This window comes from Dokdonella sp. (assembly GCF_017744955.1).
Taxonomy (GTDB): Bacteria; Pseudomonadota; Gammaproteobacteria; order Xanthomonadales; family Rhodanobacteraceae; genus Dokdonella_A.
On the sequence record NZ_JAGIAG010000002.1, the window covers coordinates 710953 to 727594 of the forward strand.

Genomic DNA, 16642 nt, shown 5'->3' on the forward strand with positions numbered 1-16642 from the left:
GACCGCTCGTCGGTGAGCGAGTCCGAGCGCCTCATGCACGCAGCCGCGTCGCCGGCGCGGCTCATTTCGCGTCCACCTGGCGCTTCATCGCGCGCATGTGCTCGTGGGCGGAGACCGCGGCCGGATAGTGCTCCTCGAGCACGCGGCGCGCCTGCGGCTCGTCGATGGTGGAGAGGCAGCGCCGGAATTCCTCGATGACGCGATCCTCCGCCGCCTCCAGTTCGCGGATGTAGACGGCGTCCTTGTCGCTGGCGAGCAGCGTCAGCACGCGCGCGTAGCATTCGCGGATCTTGCCGCTCCAGGTGCCGTCCGGAGGACGGTCCGACGGCAGCAGCAGCTTCTCGATCGCGCGTACCGCCGCCCTCTTCTCCTCCGCCATGCGGGTGAACAACTGCCGGTGCTCGGCCTGCTCCGCGCGTTCGCCGGCTTCGCCGTAGAACATCACGCCGTCGCGGAGGACGCTGAGCAGATCGCGCAGATCGCTGGTGCTGGACATGGGAGGCTCTCCATGGGCTGTCTCGACGCGGTGAGTTCAGCAACATGCATGCCACGCGCCGCGCACGACGCGATCCACCGTGGCACGCCGCTTGCTGCCGCGATGCACGGCGCCACGTGCGCGCCGCCTCTTCATCGACCGGGTCGTCCCATGAGCATTCTCGTTCCGAACCGCCGAGCGGTACGCGCATCGGGCGCCGCTCGCCATGAGCGATCCGCGCGCACGCTGGTCGTCGACAGCTACGCCGCCGCGGCGGAGCTGGTCACCGGGCTCGTCGGCGACGGCGTGCATTTCACCTGCGCCGCGCTGCCCGCCGGCGGCTGGATCTTTTCGGTGCCGGCCGCCGAGCCGGAGGCGCTCGACGCGTTGCTGATGTTGGCCAACCGCGCCGCGCCGCGTTCGCGTAGCGCGTCCATTGCAATGGTGTCGCGCTAGCGTTCCCGGCCGGGCTCCGCCGCGCAGAGCGGTTCGGCGCGACGACGCATGTCGCGTCGATAGCGTTTCAGCAAGGGTTGCGCGGTCACGCCGTGCACGCAGACGCTGACCGCGATGACGGTGGCGACCAGCGCCGACATCGTCCGTGCCGCCTCGCCGCCGAGGCCGTGGCCGAGCGCGAACGCGAGGTAGTACACGCTGCCGATGCCGCGGATGCCGAGCCAGCCGATCAGCGCGCGCTGGCGCGCCGAAGTCGCCGTGCCGAGCAGGCTCAGCCAGACCGAGAGCGGCCGCACCAGTACGAAGAAGATCGCGGCGAACAGCACGCCGTCCGTGCTCCAGTTCGCGGCGATGACGACCCCGACCAGGATCATCAGCGAGGCTTCGAGCAGCCGTTCGAGCGTGTCGCCGAAATTCAGCGCCTCGGCGACGACGACGCCGGCGGCCACCGCCGGTTCGTCGAGGTCGTTCTCGGTGACGCGGTTCGGATTGACCAGTTCGTCCGCCGGCGGCGGCAGCGGCGCGCGCGGCTGCGCCTGCGGCAGCGGCGAGCGCCGGCTGACGGTGAGTTCGGCGCGACGCAGGCCGAGGCCGGCGGCGAACACGGCGACGAAGCCGAGCGCGTGCAGCATCTCGGCGCCGGCGTAGGCGAGCGTCATCAGCGCCAGCGCGAGGAAGTCGCTCGGCGCGGTGGCGTCGCCGAAGCGGCTGTGCAGGCGGATGACGAGCAGTCCGGTGCCGCGCCCGAGCAGGAAGCCGATCGCGAAGCCGGCGGGAATCGCCCACAGGTAACCGAGTGCCCACGCGTCCAGGTGCGCCGTTCCGCCGGCGAGCAGCAGCAGGCCGAGCGTGACGAACGGGAACGCCATGCCGTCGTTGAGGCCGGCTTCGCCGGACAACAGATAGCGCACCGGATCGCGGTCGCTGGCGGCGTCGACGGTGACCATGCCGGCGAGCACCGGATCGGTCGGCGCGACGATCGCCGCGAGCAGCAGGCTCGACGGCCACGACAGGCCGAGCAGCAGATGCGCGACCGCCGCGGCGCCGGCGATCGAAAGCAGCATCGCCAGCGTCGCCAGGCGGTAGCTGCTGCGCCAGCATGGATGCAGCAGCGGCAGGCGCAGCTTCAGTCCGCCGAAGAACAGCGAGGCGACGACGGCGAGTTCGGTGATGCGTTCGACCCAGCGTGCGTGCGCGAGCAGATCGAGGTCGAGCCAGTGCATGCCGAGCGGACCGACACCGAGCCCGACCAGCAGATACACCTGCGACGAGGCGATCGGCAGGCGCTGCAGCAGGCCCGAGATCATCGCCATCAGCATCAGCAGCACGCCGACCGCCAGCGTCCACTGCAGGAAGTTCATGGCGCGCCGGCTCCGTCCGCGCCGGCGCGCCGGCTCCTGTCCGGACGGCGAGACGGTCGGGTGGGCGGGATCGTGCGCATGCGTCGTCGTGAATGGCGGTGTCGACGACGACTTCGCAACAGGCATGCCAGCATGCGCCGGCGCGCGGCGATGGCCTCGAACGTGCAGGAACCGCATGAATACGGCGCCCGTGAAAAAGGTGCGCGCATCCGGGAGACGACGATGAAACGGCAGCGCGTCGCTTCCTCCAGCATCGCCGAGATCGGCTACGCCGCCGGCGAACGCATGCTGGAAGTGCTGTTCCGCAACGGCGGACTCTACCGCTACTTCCAAGTGCCGCCGCCGGTGCATCGCGCGCTGCTGCGCGCCGACTCGATCGGTCGCTACATGAATCGCCGGATTCGCAACCGCTATCGCTACGAGCGCCTGCCGGCGCCGGGTGCACACCGTTCACGCGCGGTTTCGAGCCGGTTGCCGAAGGAGCGGTTCCTTCGCTGAGCGGCGCGTAATTTTCTCGCGGCGTGCGCAAAAGTTTCGCTGCCGCCGCGGTCGCGCGCATGGGTTTGCCCGGCTGCCGACGTTGGTGCGCTTTCTGCATTGCCCGGACCGTCGTTCCGACATCCACAGGAGGCCACCCATGAAGACCACCCACCGCTTCGCGGCATCGTTCGCGTTCTGCGGTCTGCTCACGATCGCCGCTGCCGCCGCGCCGGTCGTCGCGCTCGCCGCCGACGAACACGCCGACGACCAGAAGTCCGATCAGCCGGTGAGCGACACCTGGATCACGACCAAGGTGAAGTCGCAGCTCGCCACGACGGACGGCGTCAAGAGCATGGACATCAGCGTCAAGACCGTGAACGGCGTGGTCATGCTCAGCGGCACGCAGCCGGACCAGACGGCGATCAAGAACGCCGTCGCGGCGGCCCAGCAGATCAAGGGCGTGAAGAGCGTCGACGCCTCGGCATTGACCGTTCACAAGGACATGGACGGAGGCCGCCCGCAATGAACAAGGATCGCATTCAAGGCCAGTGGAAGCAGCTGATGGGCAGCCTGAAGGAGAAATGGGGCAAGCTGACCGACGACGACCTGAGCGTCGCCGACGGCAACAGCGAATACCTCGTCGGCAAGATCCAGGAGCGCTACGGCATCGCCAAGGACGAAGCCGAGCGGCAGGTGCGCGAATTCGACCGCACCTTGTAATCCGCCGATCGGGAACGCCGCGCCGATGCGCCGCGAGGCGGCCGGCGCGGCGCTCGATCGTGCCGTGCATGCCGCGCCGACGATGACCCGCCCGCCCGCATTCGCCCGCGCCGCTGCCGCTGCCGCTCCGCCCTGCCCCGCGCTGGCGCGGCTCGAGCACGCGCGGCGGCTCACCGATGCCCTGCTCGACCGCGTCCGGCCCGATCGCCTGTACGAGCGGCCGATCGCCGAGCGGCACCGCTTCGTCTTCTACCTCGGCCATCTCGACGCGTTCGACCGGAATCTCCTCGCCGCGGCGCTGGACGAGCCTCGCTCGCATGCGTTCGACACGCTGTTCGCCTCCGGCATCGACCCGCTCGACGGCGCGCTGCCCGAGGAGGCGCCGGCCGCGTGGCCCGACGTGCGCGAGATCGACGACTACATCGCCTCCACGCGTCGCCGGCTCGACACTTCGCTGCCGCGCGTGCTGGCGAGCGAGCGCATGGGCGGCGGCGCGGCTCCGCTCGCCTTCGTGCTCGACGCGGCGATCGAACACCGCCTGATGCACGCGGAGACGCTGGCGTATCTGCTGCATCGCTCGCGTGCGCGCCGACCGCTTCGCCGCGGACTGCCGGCGCGCGAACTCGCGGCGGAGTTCGTGCGCATCCCGGCCGGAACCGCGACTCTCGGCCGACGCCGCGACGACTGGCGCACGTTCGGCTGGGACAACGAATACGGCGAGCAGCCGGTCGAGGTCGAGCAATTCCAGATCGCGCGACGCATGGTCAGCAACGGCGAATTCCGGCGCTTCGTCGACGCCGGCGGCTACGAGGACCCGGCGCACTGGTCGCCGGCCGACTGGCGCTGGCGCATCGAGCACGACGTCGCGCACCCGCCGTTCTGGGAGCGCGCGGCGGACCGCTGGTGCGTGAGCAGCGTGTCGGAACGACTGCCGCTGCCGCTCGACTGGCCGGTCTACGTCAGCCACGCCGAAGCCGCCGCCTACGCACGCTGGGCCGGTGCGGGGCTGCCGACCGAAGCGCAGTGGCACCGCGCCGCCTACGGCACGCCGCAAGGCGCCGAACGCGCGTATCCGTGGGGCACCGAGGCACCGGCGGCGCGCCACGGCAACTTCGATTTCCACGACGAGCGCCCGCACGCGGTCGACGCGCATCCCGACGGCGCCAGCGCGTTCGGTGTCGAAGGCCTGCTCGGCAACGGCTGGGAATGGACGGCGACACCGTTCGCGCCGCTGCCGGGATTCGAACCGTTCGCGTTCTACGCGGGCTACTCGGCGGATTTCTTCGACGGCCGCCACTACGTGCTCAAGGGCGGCGCGCCGTTCACTGCGGCCTGCCTGCTGCGGCGCTCGTTCCGCAACTGGTTCCAGCCGCACTACCCGCACGTGCACGCCGGCTTTCGCTGCGCGAGGAATGGATGAACGCCTGCTGCCTCGAAGCCGCATCGGCACAACATGTCGCCCTCGAACGCTTCGCAGCGGACGTGCGTGCGGGACTCGCTGGCCCTGGACAAAAATCGCTGCCGCCGTCGTATCTGTACGACGCGCTCGGCTCGAGCTTGTTCGAGGCGATCACGTGCCTGCCCGAATACGGCGTCTGGCGCGCCGAGCGGCGCGTGCTGGAGCGCTGCGCCGACGACGTCGCGGCGCTCTGCGCGGCGGACACGATCGTCGAGTTCGGCAGCGGCAGCGCCACCAAGACGCGGCTGGTGCTCGAAGCGCTGCTGCGCCGGCGCCGGCTCGCGTACGTCGCGATCGACGTGTCCGCCGGTGCGCTTGCAGCCAGCCGCTCGACGCTGCGCGATCTCGACGGATTGTCGGCGCGATTCGTCGAGGCCGACTACCTGCCGGGATTCGAGCGCGCCGTCGCCGCGCGCGGCGCGGGAGAGCGCTTTCTGGTGCTGTTCCTCGGCGGCTCGCTGGGCAATTTCGCTGCGGTCGAAGCGCTGCGCTGGCTGCGCTGCGTGCGGCGCGGCCTGCGGCCGGGCGACGCGCTGCTGCTCGGCGCCGATCTGGACAAGCCGGCGCAGCAGCTGCTGCCGGCGTACGCGGATCCGCTCGGCGTGACCGCGGCGTTCAATCTGAATCTGCTCGTGCGCATGAACCGCGAGCTCGGCGCGGATTTCGATCTCTCGCGTTTCCGCCACCGCGCGCGATTCGATCCGCGCACGCGCGACGTCGAGATGCACGTCGAATCGACCTGCGCGCAGCGCGTCCGCTTCGCGCGCCTAGACCTGTCGGTGTCCTTCGCCGCCGGCGAGACCATCCACACCGAAAGCAGCCACAAGTACCACGTGGAGGAAGTCGACGACCTCGCCGGCGCGGCCGGATTCCGCTGCGTGCAGGGATGGCGCGATCGCGAATGGCCGTTCCTCCTCGCGCTGTACTCGGCGGCGTAAGCGCGCTCAGGCGGTGCGGCGCAGTTCGTCGCGATTGAGCAGGCGCCAATGCACGCTGCCGGTCGCGCACAGCCGCACGGCGCGGTCCGATTGCACGCGCAGCGAGACGAAGTCGACGAAGCGCGACGAGCAGAACACGTGGTCGGAGAACGCGGCCAGGCAGAATCCGTTGCTGCGCGCGGACGGGTACAGCAGCCCGTGCAGGCTCCTCGTCGCGCGCACGCGATGTCCCAGGCGCTGGGTGACGCGGTAGTCGTCGGCGATCAGCTCGGGGTGGCGCCGCTCGCGGCCGTGCAGGTCGGCGAAGCGTCCGCGCACGCGCAGCTGGTACACGGCGCAGCGAATCGGCTCGGCGCCGCGGCAGCAGTCGTTGAGGACGTGGAAGCACACCTCCGCCAGCGCGCTGGACGGATCCAGCGCCACGTACGAGGTCGGTAGTCCGGGAGCGCCGTAGCGCGTCAGTCCGCTGCGCTCCGCCGCCGCCCGGCACAGCCGCGGCAGGTCGAGGCCGGAGTCGCCGTCGGGCAGGACCAGGTACGCCAGGCCGTCGTAATGCACGGTGCCGTAGGAGATGCGACCGGTGTCGTCCGCCGTCTTCTGCGTTCGCGGGCGATTGCCGCTGCGCGCCGGCGAGCGAGCGTCGCGATCGTGCCGTGCGGGTTTCCGGCTGGTGCCGAAGACGCGATCGAAGTCGACGTAGGGACTGTCGAGAAGCTGCGCGGGATCGCGCTCGAAACGATGGGACATGGGCGGCCTCCTGTCGGCGCAGGCCGACGGTGCAGGTCGCATGCCAAACGCGCGGTTGCGCGCGGAGATCGTCGAATGCCGCGACACGCGGGAAAAAATTCCGCGCGCGCTGTCGAGCTTACGCACGCGTGCCGACGCGGATGCGGCGCACGGCCGACGCCGGCTCAACCGCGCAAGGCGCGGTCGATCGCCTCCAGCACCGTCGCGGCGCGGAACGGCTTGGCGATGAAGGCGGTGAAGCCGTCGTATTCCTCGCGCAGCGCTTGCGGATGCGCGCCGCTCATGATGATCAACGGTACCTCCGGGCGTTGCGCCTGCATGAGGCGCGCGGCGGTGGGGCCGTCCATGATCGGCATCATCCAGTCCATCAGCACCAGGTCGGGGCGCTCGGTCCTGAACAGTTCGACCGCCTGCTTGCCGTTTCCGGCGAGAACGGTTCGGTATCCGGCATCCGACAACAAGGTGTCGAGGATGGCCTGGATACCGTACTCGTCGTCGACTAGCAGGATCTTGTGCACCCAGTCAGCTCCGCTGGCCGTCGTCGGGGCGGCCGCCGTCGGTACGCGAGACGGAAATGATGTTGCGGCGGGCCTGGCCTTCCAGCAGTCCTTCGGCGCGCCCGAACGTGGGTGCGATCTCCAGCCCGGTCGGCGTGATCGAGAGCTCCTGCAGATTCGCGTCGAACGCGCTGTCGCGCACCTTCAGCACCGCCAGCAGGCGGCGCAGCGAGGCGTCGATCTCGACGTAGCGCAGCAGCAGCATGTTCTCGGCCACCATCGAGAAGCCGTCGATCGAGGCCTGCGCCTTCGCCGCGAACAGCTCCGGTTGTTCCATCGCGAACATCGAGGTGCAGCCGAGCGCGCGAAGCTCGTTGGTCAATGCCGCGAAGAAGCGGCTCAGGCGCGCCGGATCGGGCGTGCCGAGGCGGAAGCCGTCGATGCCGTCGACGAACAGGCGGCGGATGCCGCGCTCGCGCACCAGGTCGATCAGCCGGTTGCCGAGGCGGTCGAGGATGCGTTCGGTCGGCGCCTCCCAGCTGATCAGCAGGCGGCCGTCGGCGTACAGCTCGTCGATGCCGAGCGCGAACGCCCTGGCCTTCTGCAGGAGCCGCCGCGGCATCTCGTAGAAGCCGAAGTACAGTCCGGGCTCCTCGCTCGAGCTGCGCGAGAGGAAATGCAGTCCCAGCGTGGTCTTGCCGCAACCCGACGGGCCGAGCGCGAGCGTGGTGGTCGCCGCCGGCCAGCCGCCGCCGATGAGGCGGTCGAGCGAGTCGATGCCGCTGGAGAGGCGGCCGCTCCATTCCGTCTCGGCTTCGCGCGCTTCGCCGTAGATCGCCTCGATGCGCGGATGCACGACGACGCCCTCGTCGGTGATCTGCATCGCGTGGCGGCCGTCGAGGTAGTCCGAGCCGCGGAACTTCTTCACCTCGACGTAGCGCAGCGACTGCGCCGCCGGCACGCGCCGCGTGAGCTCGATGACGCCTTCGACCATCGTCTGCTCCGGCAGCACGACCGCGTCCTCGGCGCTGGTCAACAGCAGCATCGAGCAGTCCATCACGGTGGAGATCGACTGCAGGTCGTGCACGAACTGCTTGAGCTGGGTGTTCGAGGCGGTCATCTGCTCGGCGGCGGTGAGGCCGTCGAAGATCAGCAGGTGCGTGCCGAGACGCTCGACTTCGCGCCGGATCATCATCGTCAGGCCCTTCAGGCCTTCCTGGTCGAGCGTCTGGTAGGCGCTGACGTAGTACAGCGCCGAGGGCACTTCGCTTTCGTCGTAGAACGACAGCGACTGCATGTTGCGCATCATGCGCGCGTGGTTCTCCGACAGCACCGTCACGTAGAGCACGCGCCCGCCGTCGCGGATGTGCTCGAAACACACCTGGTGCGCCAGGATCGTCTTGCCGGTGCCCGGCACGCCCTGCACGATGTACACCGCTCCCTGCAGCAATCCCCCGCCCAGAATCGCGTCGAGTCCCGGCACACCGCTGCGGAAGCGCGGCAGGTGCGGATTCCGACTGGCCGATGCCATTGCCATGAATGATGATCTCCGAAGAACGATGCCGACACTGTAGCCGATGCGACTCCGCCCGAGCCGGTGGATCCGCAGGCGCGGCGGGTGTCCGGCGCGCGTGCCGTGCGCGAAGCACGGGCGGAAAAACTTTCCGCCTCGTGCGTGCGCGCGTGAAACGAACTCCCGCTCTCTCCTGTGCCTGGGCACGCGAATCGCCATGCCGCCCCCGCCGAAACCCCCTTCCCTCGCGGCGCTGAAGAAATCGGCGCGCACGTGCCGCTCCTGCGACCTCTGGCGCGATGCGACCCAGACCGTGTTCGGCGAAGGTCCGCCGGACGCGCGGATGTTCTTCATCGGCGAGCAGGCGGGCGACAAGGAGGACCGCGAAGGCCGGCCGTTCGTCGGTCCGGCCGGGCATCTGCTCGACGAGGTGCTGGCCGAGGTCGGCATCGATCGCCGCGACGTCTACGTCACCAACGTGGTCAAGCATTTCAAGTTCGAACTGCGCGGCAAGCGGCGGCTGCACAAGCGCGCCGACGCGGCGCAGGTGGCGGCATGCCTGCAATGGCTCGACGCCGAGCTGGCGCGTGTTCGTCCGCGGTATGTCGTCTGCCTCGGCAGCCTCGCCGCGAAGATCGTGCTCGGTCGCGGATTCAAGCTGATGCAGGAGCGCGGCCGATGGATCGCACTGGACGTCGGGCAGTGGGCGCTGGCGACGGTGCATCCGTCGTACGTGTTGCGCGCGCGTTCCGGCAGCGGCGGCGAGGACGAGCTGCGGCGGTTCCGGCGCGACTTGATGAAGCTGCGCGATCCGCCCGAGTGAGCGTCCTGGTGCTCGACGATCCTCCCGCGCCGATCAGTCGAGCGTGGGCAGGGTCTGCGCGAGCGCGTCGAGATCGCCCCACGGGTCCTCGCGCAGGGTACGCGCGCGCCGCTTCGCGGCCTCCAGATCGTAGGCGGCCGGTCCCTTCGCGGCGGCCAGCGCCGGCCAGCGCAGCGGCATCGCCACCGGTGCGCCGGCACGCGCGCGCAGCGACCAGCTCGCCACGCTGGTCGCGCCGCGCGCATTGCGCAGCCAGTCGATGAAGATGCGGTCGCGGCGCTTGGCCTTGCTGGCCGTCGCCACGTAGGTCTGCGGCGCGCGCGTCGCCATCGCGTCGGCGAACGCTTCGCAGAACGCCTTGGCCTCCTCCCAGCGCGGGCCGCGCGCGATCGGCACCACCACGTGGACGCCCTTGCCGCCCGACAGGCGCACGAAGCTCTCCAGCCCCGACGCGGTGAGTTGGCGGCGCACGTCGCGCGCGGCGGCGACCAGCGCGGGCCAGCCGATGCCCGGATCGGGATCGAGGTCGAAGACGAGCCGGTCGGGCCGATCCGGATCGTCGATGCGCGAGCCCCAGGGATGGAATTCGAGCACGTTCATCTGCACCAGTTCGAGCAGGCCGGCCTCGTCCTCGACGTAGAGATAGTGGTCGCTGCCGCCGCTCTTCTCGCGCAGGCGCACGGAGCGCACGTGCGCGCCGAGCGTGCCGGCGTGGTGCTTCTGGAAGAAGCACGTTCCGCCCGCGCCGTCCGGGCAGCGCAGGATCGACAGCGGGCGTCCGGCGATTTCCGGCAGCAGGCGCGCGGCGACGGCGCGGTAGTAGTCGGCGACGTCCTGCTTGACGTAGCCGGCGTCCGCATAGACCACCCGTTCCGGATGCGTGATCGTCACTTCGCCGGTCGCCGTGCTTCGCTTGCCGCGCGCCGGTTTCGTCGTGCGCTTCTCGCTCATGTCCAGATCCTCCACCGACTTGTCCTCGCGCAGGCGCAGGAAGCTGGCCTGGCGCAGCAGTCCTTCCTTCGCCCAGCCGCGGAATTCGACTTCCGCGACCAGCGTGGGCTCCACCCACTGCACGGCGGTGTCACGCAGCGGCACGTGCGCCGGCAGCTCGATCGTCGCGGCGCGGCGACGCAGCGGCTGGAGCCGGCGCAGCAGCGAGCGCAGCGTCTCGTCGTCGAAGCCGGTGCCGACGCGGCCGACGTAGCGCAGGCGGCGGCCCTCGCGTGCGGCCATCAGCAAGGCGCCGAAGCCGCTGCGCGATCCTTTCGGCGCGGTGTAGCCGACGACGACGAATTCGTCCGTGTTGGCGTGCTTGACCTTGACCCAGGTCGACGAGCGCGCCTGCACGTAGGGCGCGTCGATGCGCTTGCTGACGATGCCTTCGAGACCCTGGCGCCGCGCCGCTTCGAACACTTCCCGGCCGTGGCCGAGTACGTGGCTGCTGTAGCCGAGCGTGCGGCGGCGGCTGGTCTTCAGCAGGGCTTCGAGCAGTTCCTTGCGTTCGATCAGCGCGACGCGCGTGAGGTCGACGCCTTCCAGCGCCGGCAGGTCGAACAGCTGATAGCGCAGGCGCTGGGTCGCGCCGCTCTTGCGTGCTTGCTGTAGTGCCGAGAAATCGCTGCGGCCGTTGCGGTCGAGCGCGACCATCTCGCCGTCCAGCCGCGCGCTGGCGACCGGCAGCGCCTCGATCGCGGAGGCGATCTCGGGCAGCTCGTCGGTCCAGTCGAGGTCGTTGCGCGAGCGCAGCCGGACCTTGCCGCCGTCGAGGTCGGCGAGCAGGCGGTAGCCGTCCCACTTGCTCTCGTGCAGCCAGTTCTCGCCGCGCGGCGCCGTCGGCTGCTGCGAACACAGCTGCGGCGCGAAGCCGGCCGGCAACGCGTGGCGACGCGCACCGGGCAGCGCGGCCGCCTTGTCGTGCCAGCGGCTCGCGGTCTCGTTCGCCGTCTTGCCCGCAGCGCGGCGCCGCGCGGGTCGCTTCGCCGGTGTTGCGGGCGCTTCGTCGAGCAGGTCGTCGGCTTCGGCGTCGCGCGCTTCCTCGTCGTTGCGCTTGAACAGCAGCCATTGCTGCTGCCGGCCTTGCCGGCGCGTGCGGACCAGCGTCCAGCGGCCGCGCAGGCGTTCGCCGTCCAGCGCGAAGTCGAGGTGGCCGGCGGCGAGCGCGTCGCGCGCGCGGCCTTCGGCGCGCCAGGTGCCGCGATCGAAGATCGCCACGTGGCCGGCGCCGTAGTGGCCTTGCGGGATGTCGCCCTCGAAGTTCGCGTACGGCAGCGGATGATCCTCGACCTCGACCGCCAGGCGCTTTTCGCCGGGACGCAGCGACGGTCCCTTCGGCACCGCCCAGCTCTTCAGCGTGCCGTCGACCTCGAGGCGGAAGTCGTAGTGCCGTGCGCGCGCGTGGTGCAGCTGCACGACGAAGATCGGCTCACCGCCCGCCCGCTTCGCCCGCTTGCGCGGCGCCGCCGGTTCCGGCGTTTCGTCGAAGCGGCGCTTGCGGGCGTACTCGCGCAGGCTCATGACCAGGCGTCACGCCGAGCGGCGGCGCCGCGGAGCGGCCTTCTTCGCCGCCGGCTTGGACTTGGTCTTCTTCGCCGGGCGGGATTCGCGCGGGCGCTTGGATTCCAGGCTCTTCTTCAAGAGCTTCATGAAATCGACGACGTTGGTCGCCTCTTCCGCAGCCTCTTCCGTTTCCGGCGGCGTGACGGTCTTGCCGCTGCGCATGCGCTTCTCGATGACTTCGTGCAGGCGCGTGCGGAACTCGTCCTGGTAGTCGGCCGGATCCCACTTGCCGGCCATCGAGTCGACCAGCTGGCGCGCCATCTCCAGTTCCTTGCGCGTGACGCGATAGTCGGCCGCGGGGCCTTTCGGCAGCTCGAAGTCGTCCAGGTCGATCAGCTCCTGCGCGTAGCGCACCAGCATCAGCACCAAGGCGTCGCCTTCGGGGATGACGGCGGCGAGGTATTCGCGCGTGCGCACAACGACGCGCGCGATGCCGATCTTGCCGGCCTTGGCCAGGGTCTCGCGCAGCAGGACGTAGCCTTTCTGCGCCTTCGTTCCCGGCACCAGCACGTAGGGTTTTTCGAAATGGCGCGGGCTGATGGAACCGGCGTCGACGAAGGCTTCGACGTCGACCGACTCGTGGCTCTGCGGCGCGGCGGCGCGCAGGTCCTCCTCCTCGATCACGACGTAGTTGCCCTTGCGGTATTCGAAGGCCTTGACGATGTCCTTCCAGGGCACCTCGTCGCCGGTCTCGCTGTTGACGCGTTCGTAGCGGATCGGCGCGTTGTCGCGGCTGTCGAGCATGCGGAAATGCAGATCCGTGCGGCGCTCGGCGGACATCAGCTTCACCGGAATCTGCAGCAGCCCGAAGGAAAGAGTCCCGCTCCAGATCGCTCGCGCCATGGTGCTCTCCCGTTCGATCCCGCCGGGAACCGGCCGGCGGCCCGCAGACGATGCGACTCCTCGCCTGAAGCCGGCCTGACGTGCGCCGGACCGGAACCCGCGGACGCTCAGATGCGTCCGAGCAGGGCCAGGACCAGCACGATCACCAGGATCGCACCGAGGATGCCGCTCGGGTAGTAGCCCCAGGCGCGGCTGTACGGCCATGACGGCAACGCGCCCAGCAGGAGCAGGACGATGACGACGAGGACGATCCAGGACAGCGACATGGCGGACTCCTTCTGCGTTGAGGGCGAGTCGTGCCAATCACGAGTCGTGCCAGCACGGCCGTACGCGTTCACGAGCGCGCGGCGGAATGAAAAAAATCACTGGGCCAGGTACTTTCTTCCCCGTCGCCGCGTCAGGTTCGCGCGTCCAGCCCGAGCAGCGCGCGCAGGCGCAGCGCGTCGAACGGCGCGCGCACCTTGACGTCGTTGTCGAAGTAGCCGTAGACCGCGCGCCGCCGAGCAGGCGCGGCCGGCTTCGCCGAGACGCGCACCGCGTCGTCGGGTTCGCCGCCGCCGGCCCAGCGTTCGATGCGCGCGGCCCAGCGGTGCAGCGCCGCGTCGGTGTAGCCGCTGACGTACAGTTCCTGGTCGCCGTGCAGGCGCAGGTAGAGGAAATCGGCGGTCACGTCCTCGAGGTACGGCCAGCGCCCGGCGGTGTCCGCGACCACCAGCGCGACGCGGTGGCGGCGCAGCAGCGCGATGAAGCCTTCGTCGCGAAAGCTCGGATGACGGATTTCCACCGCGTGGCGGAGCCGGCGGCGCGGCGGTGTCGAATCGACGTCGGCGCCGATGCGCCGGGCGCAGTCGCGCGCGGCGTCGGTGTCCTTCGGCAGCATCGACAGGAAGTCCTTCCAGCGCGTTTCGTCGTAGGCCATGCGCGGCGGGAACTGCCACAGCAGCGGGCCGAGTTTTTCGCCGAGGCCGAGCACGCCCGAGGCGAAGAAGCGGCCGAGCGGTTCTTCGATGTCGCGCAGGCGATGCAGGTGCGTGATCAGGCGCGGCGCCTTGAGGCTGAAGACGAAATCGTCCGGCGTCTGCGCGTACCAGCGTGCGTAGTATTCCGGGCGCAGCAGCCCGTAGAACGAGCCGTTGACCTCGATCGAGTCGAACCGCGTCGCGGCGAACTCGAGTTCGCGCCGCTGCACCAGCCCCGGCGGGTAGAACACGCCGCGCCACGGCGCGTAGCGCCAGCCGGAGATGCCGATGCGGATCTCGTGTCGCGCCGGCATCGCGAAGCGCTCACGCCCGATTCGAGCGGCCGCGCGGCAGCGGCTCGCCGCTCGCGTCGTAGGCCGGCGGCACGTACAGGTTGAGCGTGCGCAGCGGCTCGTCGCCGGTGTTGCGGATCTCGTGCCGCTCGCCCTTTTCGATCAGCAGCAGCACGCCTTCGGTCAGGCGCACCGTCCGGCCGCCGACGCGCGCGCGGCCGCAGCCGGAGACGACGAACAGCCACTGGTCCGCGCCGACGTGGCGGTTGTCCGGCCCGCCTTCGCGGCCGCCGACGGCGAGGGTCATTTCCGCGGCCTGCGCGCGCCCGTTGGCGAATGCGACGCGGAAGTCGTCTTCGAAGCGCAGTCGTTTGCGTTGCACGTGCGGACTCCTCGTCGATATCGACGTCGATCGTGCGTCGCCGTCGCGGCCAATTGCCGGTGACGAACGCGCACGCGGTGAAGGTTCGGGCGTTCGCGATTTCGCTGCGTGTGCAGCAACTGGCGTGCCAGCATCGGCGCTGGCGCGCGCGGCGCGAATGTCGATGCGTGTCGCCGCCTGCCCCGCCTCGCTCGACAACGCCGGCCGTCGGCAGGCACGATCGGCCGAAGGAGTTTCGCCATGAAGTGTCTCGACAACCTGCTGCTCAACACCGACAGCTACAAGGTCAGCCACTGGCTGCAATACCCGCCCGGTACCGACGCGACCTTCTTCTACGTGGAGTCGCGCGGCGGCACCTACGACCGCACCGTGTTCTTCGGGCTGCAGGCGATCCTGAAGGAATACCTCGCCAAGCCGGTCACGCATGCCGACGTCGACGAGGCGCGCGACCTCTTCGCCGCGCACGGCGAGCCGTTCAACGAGAACGGCTGGCGCCACATCGTCGACCGCCACGGCGGCCTGCTGCCGATCCGCATCCGCGCGGTGCCCGAGGGCTCGGTGGTGCCGACGCACAACGTGCTGATGACGATCGAGTCGACCGATCCGCAGGCGTTCTGGCTGCCGTCGTACCTCGAGACGATGCTGCTGCGCATCTGGTATCCGGTCACCGTCGCGACGATCAGCTGGCACGCCAAGCAGACCATCCGCCGCTTCCTCGAGCGCACCAGCGACGACCCGGAAGGACAGCTGCCGTTCAAGCTGCACGACTTCGGCTCGCGCGGCGTGTCCAGCGTGGAATCGGCGGCGATCGGCGGCGCCGCGCACCTGGTCAACTTCCGCGGCACCGACACCGTCTCCGCGCTGCAGCTGGCCAAGGCGCACTACCACGAGCCGATGGCGGCGTTCTCCATTCCCGCCGCCGAGCACAGCACGATCACCAGCTGGGGCCGCGAGAACGAGGTGCTCGCCTACCGCAACATGCTGCGGCAGTTCGCCAGGCCCGGCGCGATCGTCGCGGTGGTGTCGGACAGCTACGACATCTTCCACGCGATCCGCGAGCACTGGGGCAAGACGCTGAAGCAGGAAGTCGTCGATTCGGGCGCGACGATCGTGATCCGTCCGGATTCGGGCGATCCGGTCGCCGTCGTGCACCAGTGCCTGGAACTGCTCGACGAGGCGTTCGGCCACACCGTCAACGCGAAGGGCTACAAGCTGCTCCGCCACGTGCGCGTGATCCAGGGCGACGGCGTCGATCCGAACAGCCTCCGCGCGATCCTCGAACGCGTCACCAGCGCCGGCTACGCCACCGACAACGTCACCTTCGGCATGGGCGGCGCGCTGCTGCAGCGGCTCGACCGCGACACGCAGAAGTTCGCGCTGAAGTGCTCGGCCGCGCGCATCGACGGTCGCTGGATCGACGTGTACAAGGACCCGGTCACCGACAAGGGCAAGCAGAGCAAGCGCGGCCGCATGACCTTGCTGCGCCATCGCGAGTACGGCGGCTACCGCACCGAGCTGGTGCCGGCGGAGGCCGACTCGGTGGCGGACGTGCGCCGGCCGATGGGTTACGACGACGCGATGGTGACGATCTGGGAGGACGGCCGCATCGTCCACGACTGGACCTTCGCCGAGGTGCGCGAGCGGGCGGACGCGAACCGGCTGTGAGCGCCGCGCGGCGCTCGCTCGCACACCTCCAAACAAACATCCCTAGACCACATCCTTCGACCACATTCTTGCCCCGTCACGAGGGGCTGGCGGACGCCGCCCTACTCGGTCTTCGTGCAGGCGTCGAATTCCATCCGGGTCAGCCGGCCGTCGCCGTCGGTGTCGCAGCGCTGGAAGTGCTTCGCCAGCCAGGGGTCCTTCTTCCTGTCCGCCGCTGTCAGATAGCCGTGGTGATCGACGTCGAGCTGGTCGAAGGTGCTGGTCGGCCGCGTCGGATGCTTCATCATCTGTTCTTCCATGTTCCTTTCGGCCTGTGCCTGCTGTTCGTCGACGGGCGGCGACGTCGGCGGCGTATCGTTCCGGGCCAGGGCGAGCGAACACACGAGCGCGGCCGCGGCGGAAGCGAGGATGGTCGTGAAACGTTTCATGGCGATCTCCGGTGAATCGGAGAGGCCATGCTGCGACCCGCCGGCTT

The 16642-nt window shown here is 69.8% G+C and carries 19 protein-coding genes; 8 read left to right on the top strand and 11 right to left on the bottom strand.

Translation table 11 applies throughout. From position 1 onward, the window contains the following. Positions 1-61: 61 nt before the first annotated feature. Positions 62-496: a PA2169 family four-helix-bundle protein gene (locus J7520_RS08135; RefSeq protein WP_291186397.1), complete on the bottom strand. Its 435-nt coding sequence runs from the start codon at positions 494-496 to the stop codon at positions 62-64. Between the two features lie 150 nt (positions 497-646). Here J7520_RS08135 and J7520_RS08140 point away from each other — a divergent pair, with 150 nt between their 5' ends. After that, entirely contained in the window at positions 647-931 is a 285-nt protein-coding gene (locus J7520_RS08140; protein ID WP_291186399.1) for a hypothetical protein, read from the top strand. On the opposite strand, the gene J7520_RS08145 is transcribed toward J7520_RS08140, so the two are convergent. Then, positions 928-2292, bottom strand: coding sequence for a sodium:proton antiporter (locus tag J7520_RS08145; RefSeq protein ID WP_291186402.1), 1365 nt, complete (start codon positions 2290-2292; stop codon positions 928-930). The genes J7520_RS08140 and J7520_RS08145 overlap by 4 nt on opposite strands. 60 nt (positions 2293-2352) lie before the next feature. Here J7520_RS08145 and J7520_RS08150 point away from each other — a divergent pair, with 60 nt between their 5' ends. From J7520_RS08150 to egtD, 5 genes are all read left to right on the top strand, one after another. Beyond that, positions 2353-2790, top strand: coding sequence for a KTSC domain-containing protein (locus J7520_RS08150; protein WP_291186404.1), 438 nt, complete (start codon positions 2353-2355; stop codon positions 2788-2790). A 139-nt stretch (positions 2791-2929) separates the two neighbouring features. Continuing rightward, positions 2930-3298 carry a BON domain-containing protein gene (locus tag J7520_RS08155; protein ID WP_291186406.1) on the top strand — a complete coding sequence of 123 codons (369 nt, stop codon included), beginning with the start codon at positions 2930-2932 and terminating at the stop codon, positions 3296-3298. Further along, complete coding sequence (locus J7520_RS08160) at positions 3295-3492, top strand: CsbD family protein (RefSeq protein WP_291186409.1); 198 nt, start codon at positions 3295-3297, stop codon at positions 3490-3492. Before J7520_RS08155 ends, J7520_RS08160 begins: the two co-directional genes overlap by 4 nt. Positions 3493-3517: 25 nt before the next feature. Next, on the top strand, positions 3518-4912 hold the full coding sequence (locus J7520_RS08165) for an SUMF1/EgtB/PvdO family nonheme iron enzyme (protein WP_291186411.1): 1395 nt from the start codon (positions 3518-3520) through the stop codon (positions 4910-4912). Next, positions 4909-5889 carry an L-histidine N(alpha)-methyltransferase gene (egtD, locus tag J7520_RS08170; protein ID WP_291186413.1) on the top strand — a complete coding sequence of 327 codons (981 nt, stop codon included), beginning with the start codon at positions 4909-4911 and terminating at the stop codon, positions 5887-5889. Before J7520_RS08165 ends, egtD begins: the two co-directional genes overlap by 4 nt. Before the next feature lie 6 nt (positions 5890-5895). On the opposite strand, the gene J7520_RS08175 is transcribed toward egtD, so the two are convergent. From J7520_RS08175 to J7520_RS08185, 3 genes are all read right to left on the bottom strand, one after another. Next, on the bottom strand, positions 5896-6636 hold the full coding sequence (locus J7520_RS08175; protein ID WP_291186415.1) for an RES family NAD+ phosphorylase: 741 nt from the start codon (positions 6634-6636) through the stop codon (positions 5896-5898). Between the two features lie 164 nt (positions 6637-6800). Then, positions 6801-7154, bottom strand: coding sequence for a response regulator (locus J7520_RS08180; RefSeq protein ID WP_291186418.1), 354 nt, complete (start codon positions 7152-7154; stop codon positions 6801-6803). A 4-nt stretch (positions 7155-7158) separates the two neighbouring features. Further along, positions 7159-8670 (bottom strand): ATPase domain-containing protein, encoded by a 1512-nt coding sequence (locus J7520_RS08185; protein ID WP_291186421.1) that lies wholly within the window; start codon positions 8668-8670, stop codon positions 7159-7161. A 193-nt stretch (positions 8671-8863) separates the two neighbouring features. Here J7520_RS08185 and J7520_RS08190 point away from each other — a divergent pair, with 193 nt between their 5' ends. Beyond that, positions 8864-9469: a UdgX family uracil-DNA binding protein gene (locus J7520_RS08190; RefSeq protein ID WP_291186423.1), complete on the top strand. Its 606-nt coding sequence runs from the start codon at positions 8864-8866 to the stop codon at positions 9467-9469. 33 nt (positions 9470-9502) lie between these two features. Here the strand turns inward: J7520_RS08190 and ligD are convergent, their stop codons facing one another. The 5 genes from ligD to J7520_RS08215 all read right to left on the bottom strand — a co-directional run bounded on the left by ligD (position 9503) and on the right by J7520_RS08215 (position 14427). Further along, positions 9503-11983 (bottom strand): DNA ligase D, encoded by a 2481-nt coding sequence (ligD, locus tag J7520_RS08195; RefSeq protein WP_291186426.1) that lies wholly within the window; start codon positions 11981-11983, stop codon positions 9503-9505. A 9-nt stretch (positions 11984-11992) separates the two neighbouring features. Beyond that, on the bottom strand, positions 11993-12868 hold the full coding sequence (locus J7520_RS08200) for a Ku protein (RefSeq protein ID WP_291186429.1): 876 nt from the start codon (positions 12866-12868) through the stop codon (positions 11993-11995). A 107-nt stretch (positions 12869-12975) separates the two neighbouring features. Continuing rightward, positions 12976-13128: a DUF3309 family protein gene (locus J7520_RS08205; protein ID WP_345776905.1), complete on the bottom strand. Its 153-nt coding sequence runs from the start codon at positions 13126-13128 to the stop codon at positions 12976-12978. A 137-nt stretch (positions 13129-13265) separates the two neighbouring features. Continuing rightward, positions 13266-14141, bottom strand: a complete 876-nt coding sequence (locus J7520_RS08210) for a DUF72 domain-containing protein (RefSeq protein ID WP_291186435.1) — start codon at positions 14139-14141, stop codon at positions 13266-13268. 10 nt (positions 14142-14151) lie between these two features. Next, a complete protein-coding gene (locus J7520_RS08215; RefSeq protein WP_291186564.1) occupies positions 14152-14427 on the bottom strand; it encodes a cupin domain-containing protein in 276 nt (91 codons plus the stop codon). 315 nt (positions 14428-14742) lie between these two features. On the opposite strand from J7520_RS08215, the gene J7520_RS08220 reads away from it, so the two are divergent. Then, a complete protein-coding gene (locus J7520_RS08220) occupies positions 14743-16167 on the top strand; it encodes a nicotinate phosphoribosyltransferase (protein ID WP_291186438.1) in 1425 nt (474 codons plus the stop codon). Positions 16168-16268: 101 nt separating this feature from the next. On the opposite strand, the gene J7520_RS08225 is transcribed toward J7520_RS08220, so the two are convergent. Further along, entirely contained in the window at positions 16269-16595 is a 327-nt protein-coding gene (locus J7520_RS08225) for a hypothetical protein (RefSeq protein ID WP_291186441.1), read from the bottom strand. Positions 16596-16642 lie beyond the last annotated feature (47 nt).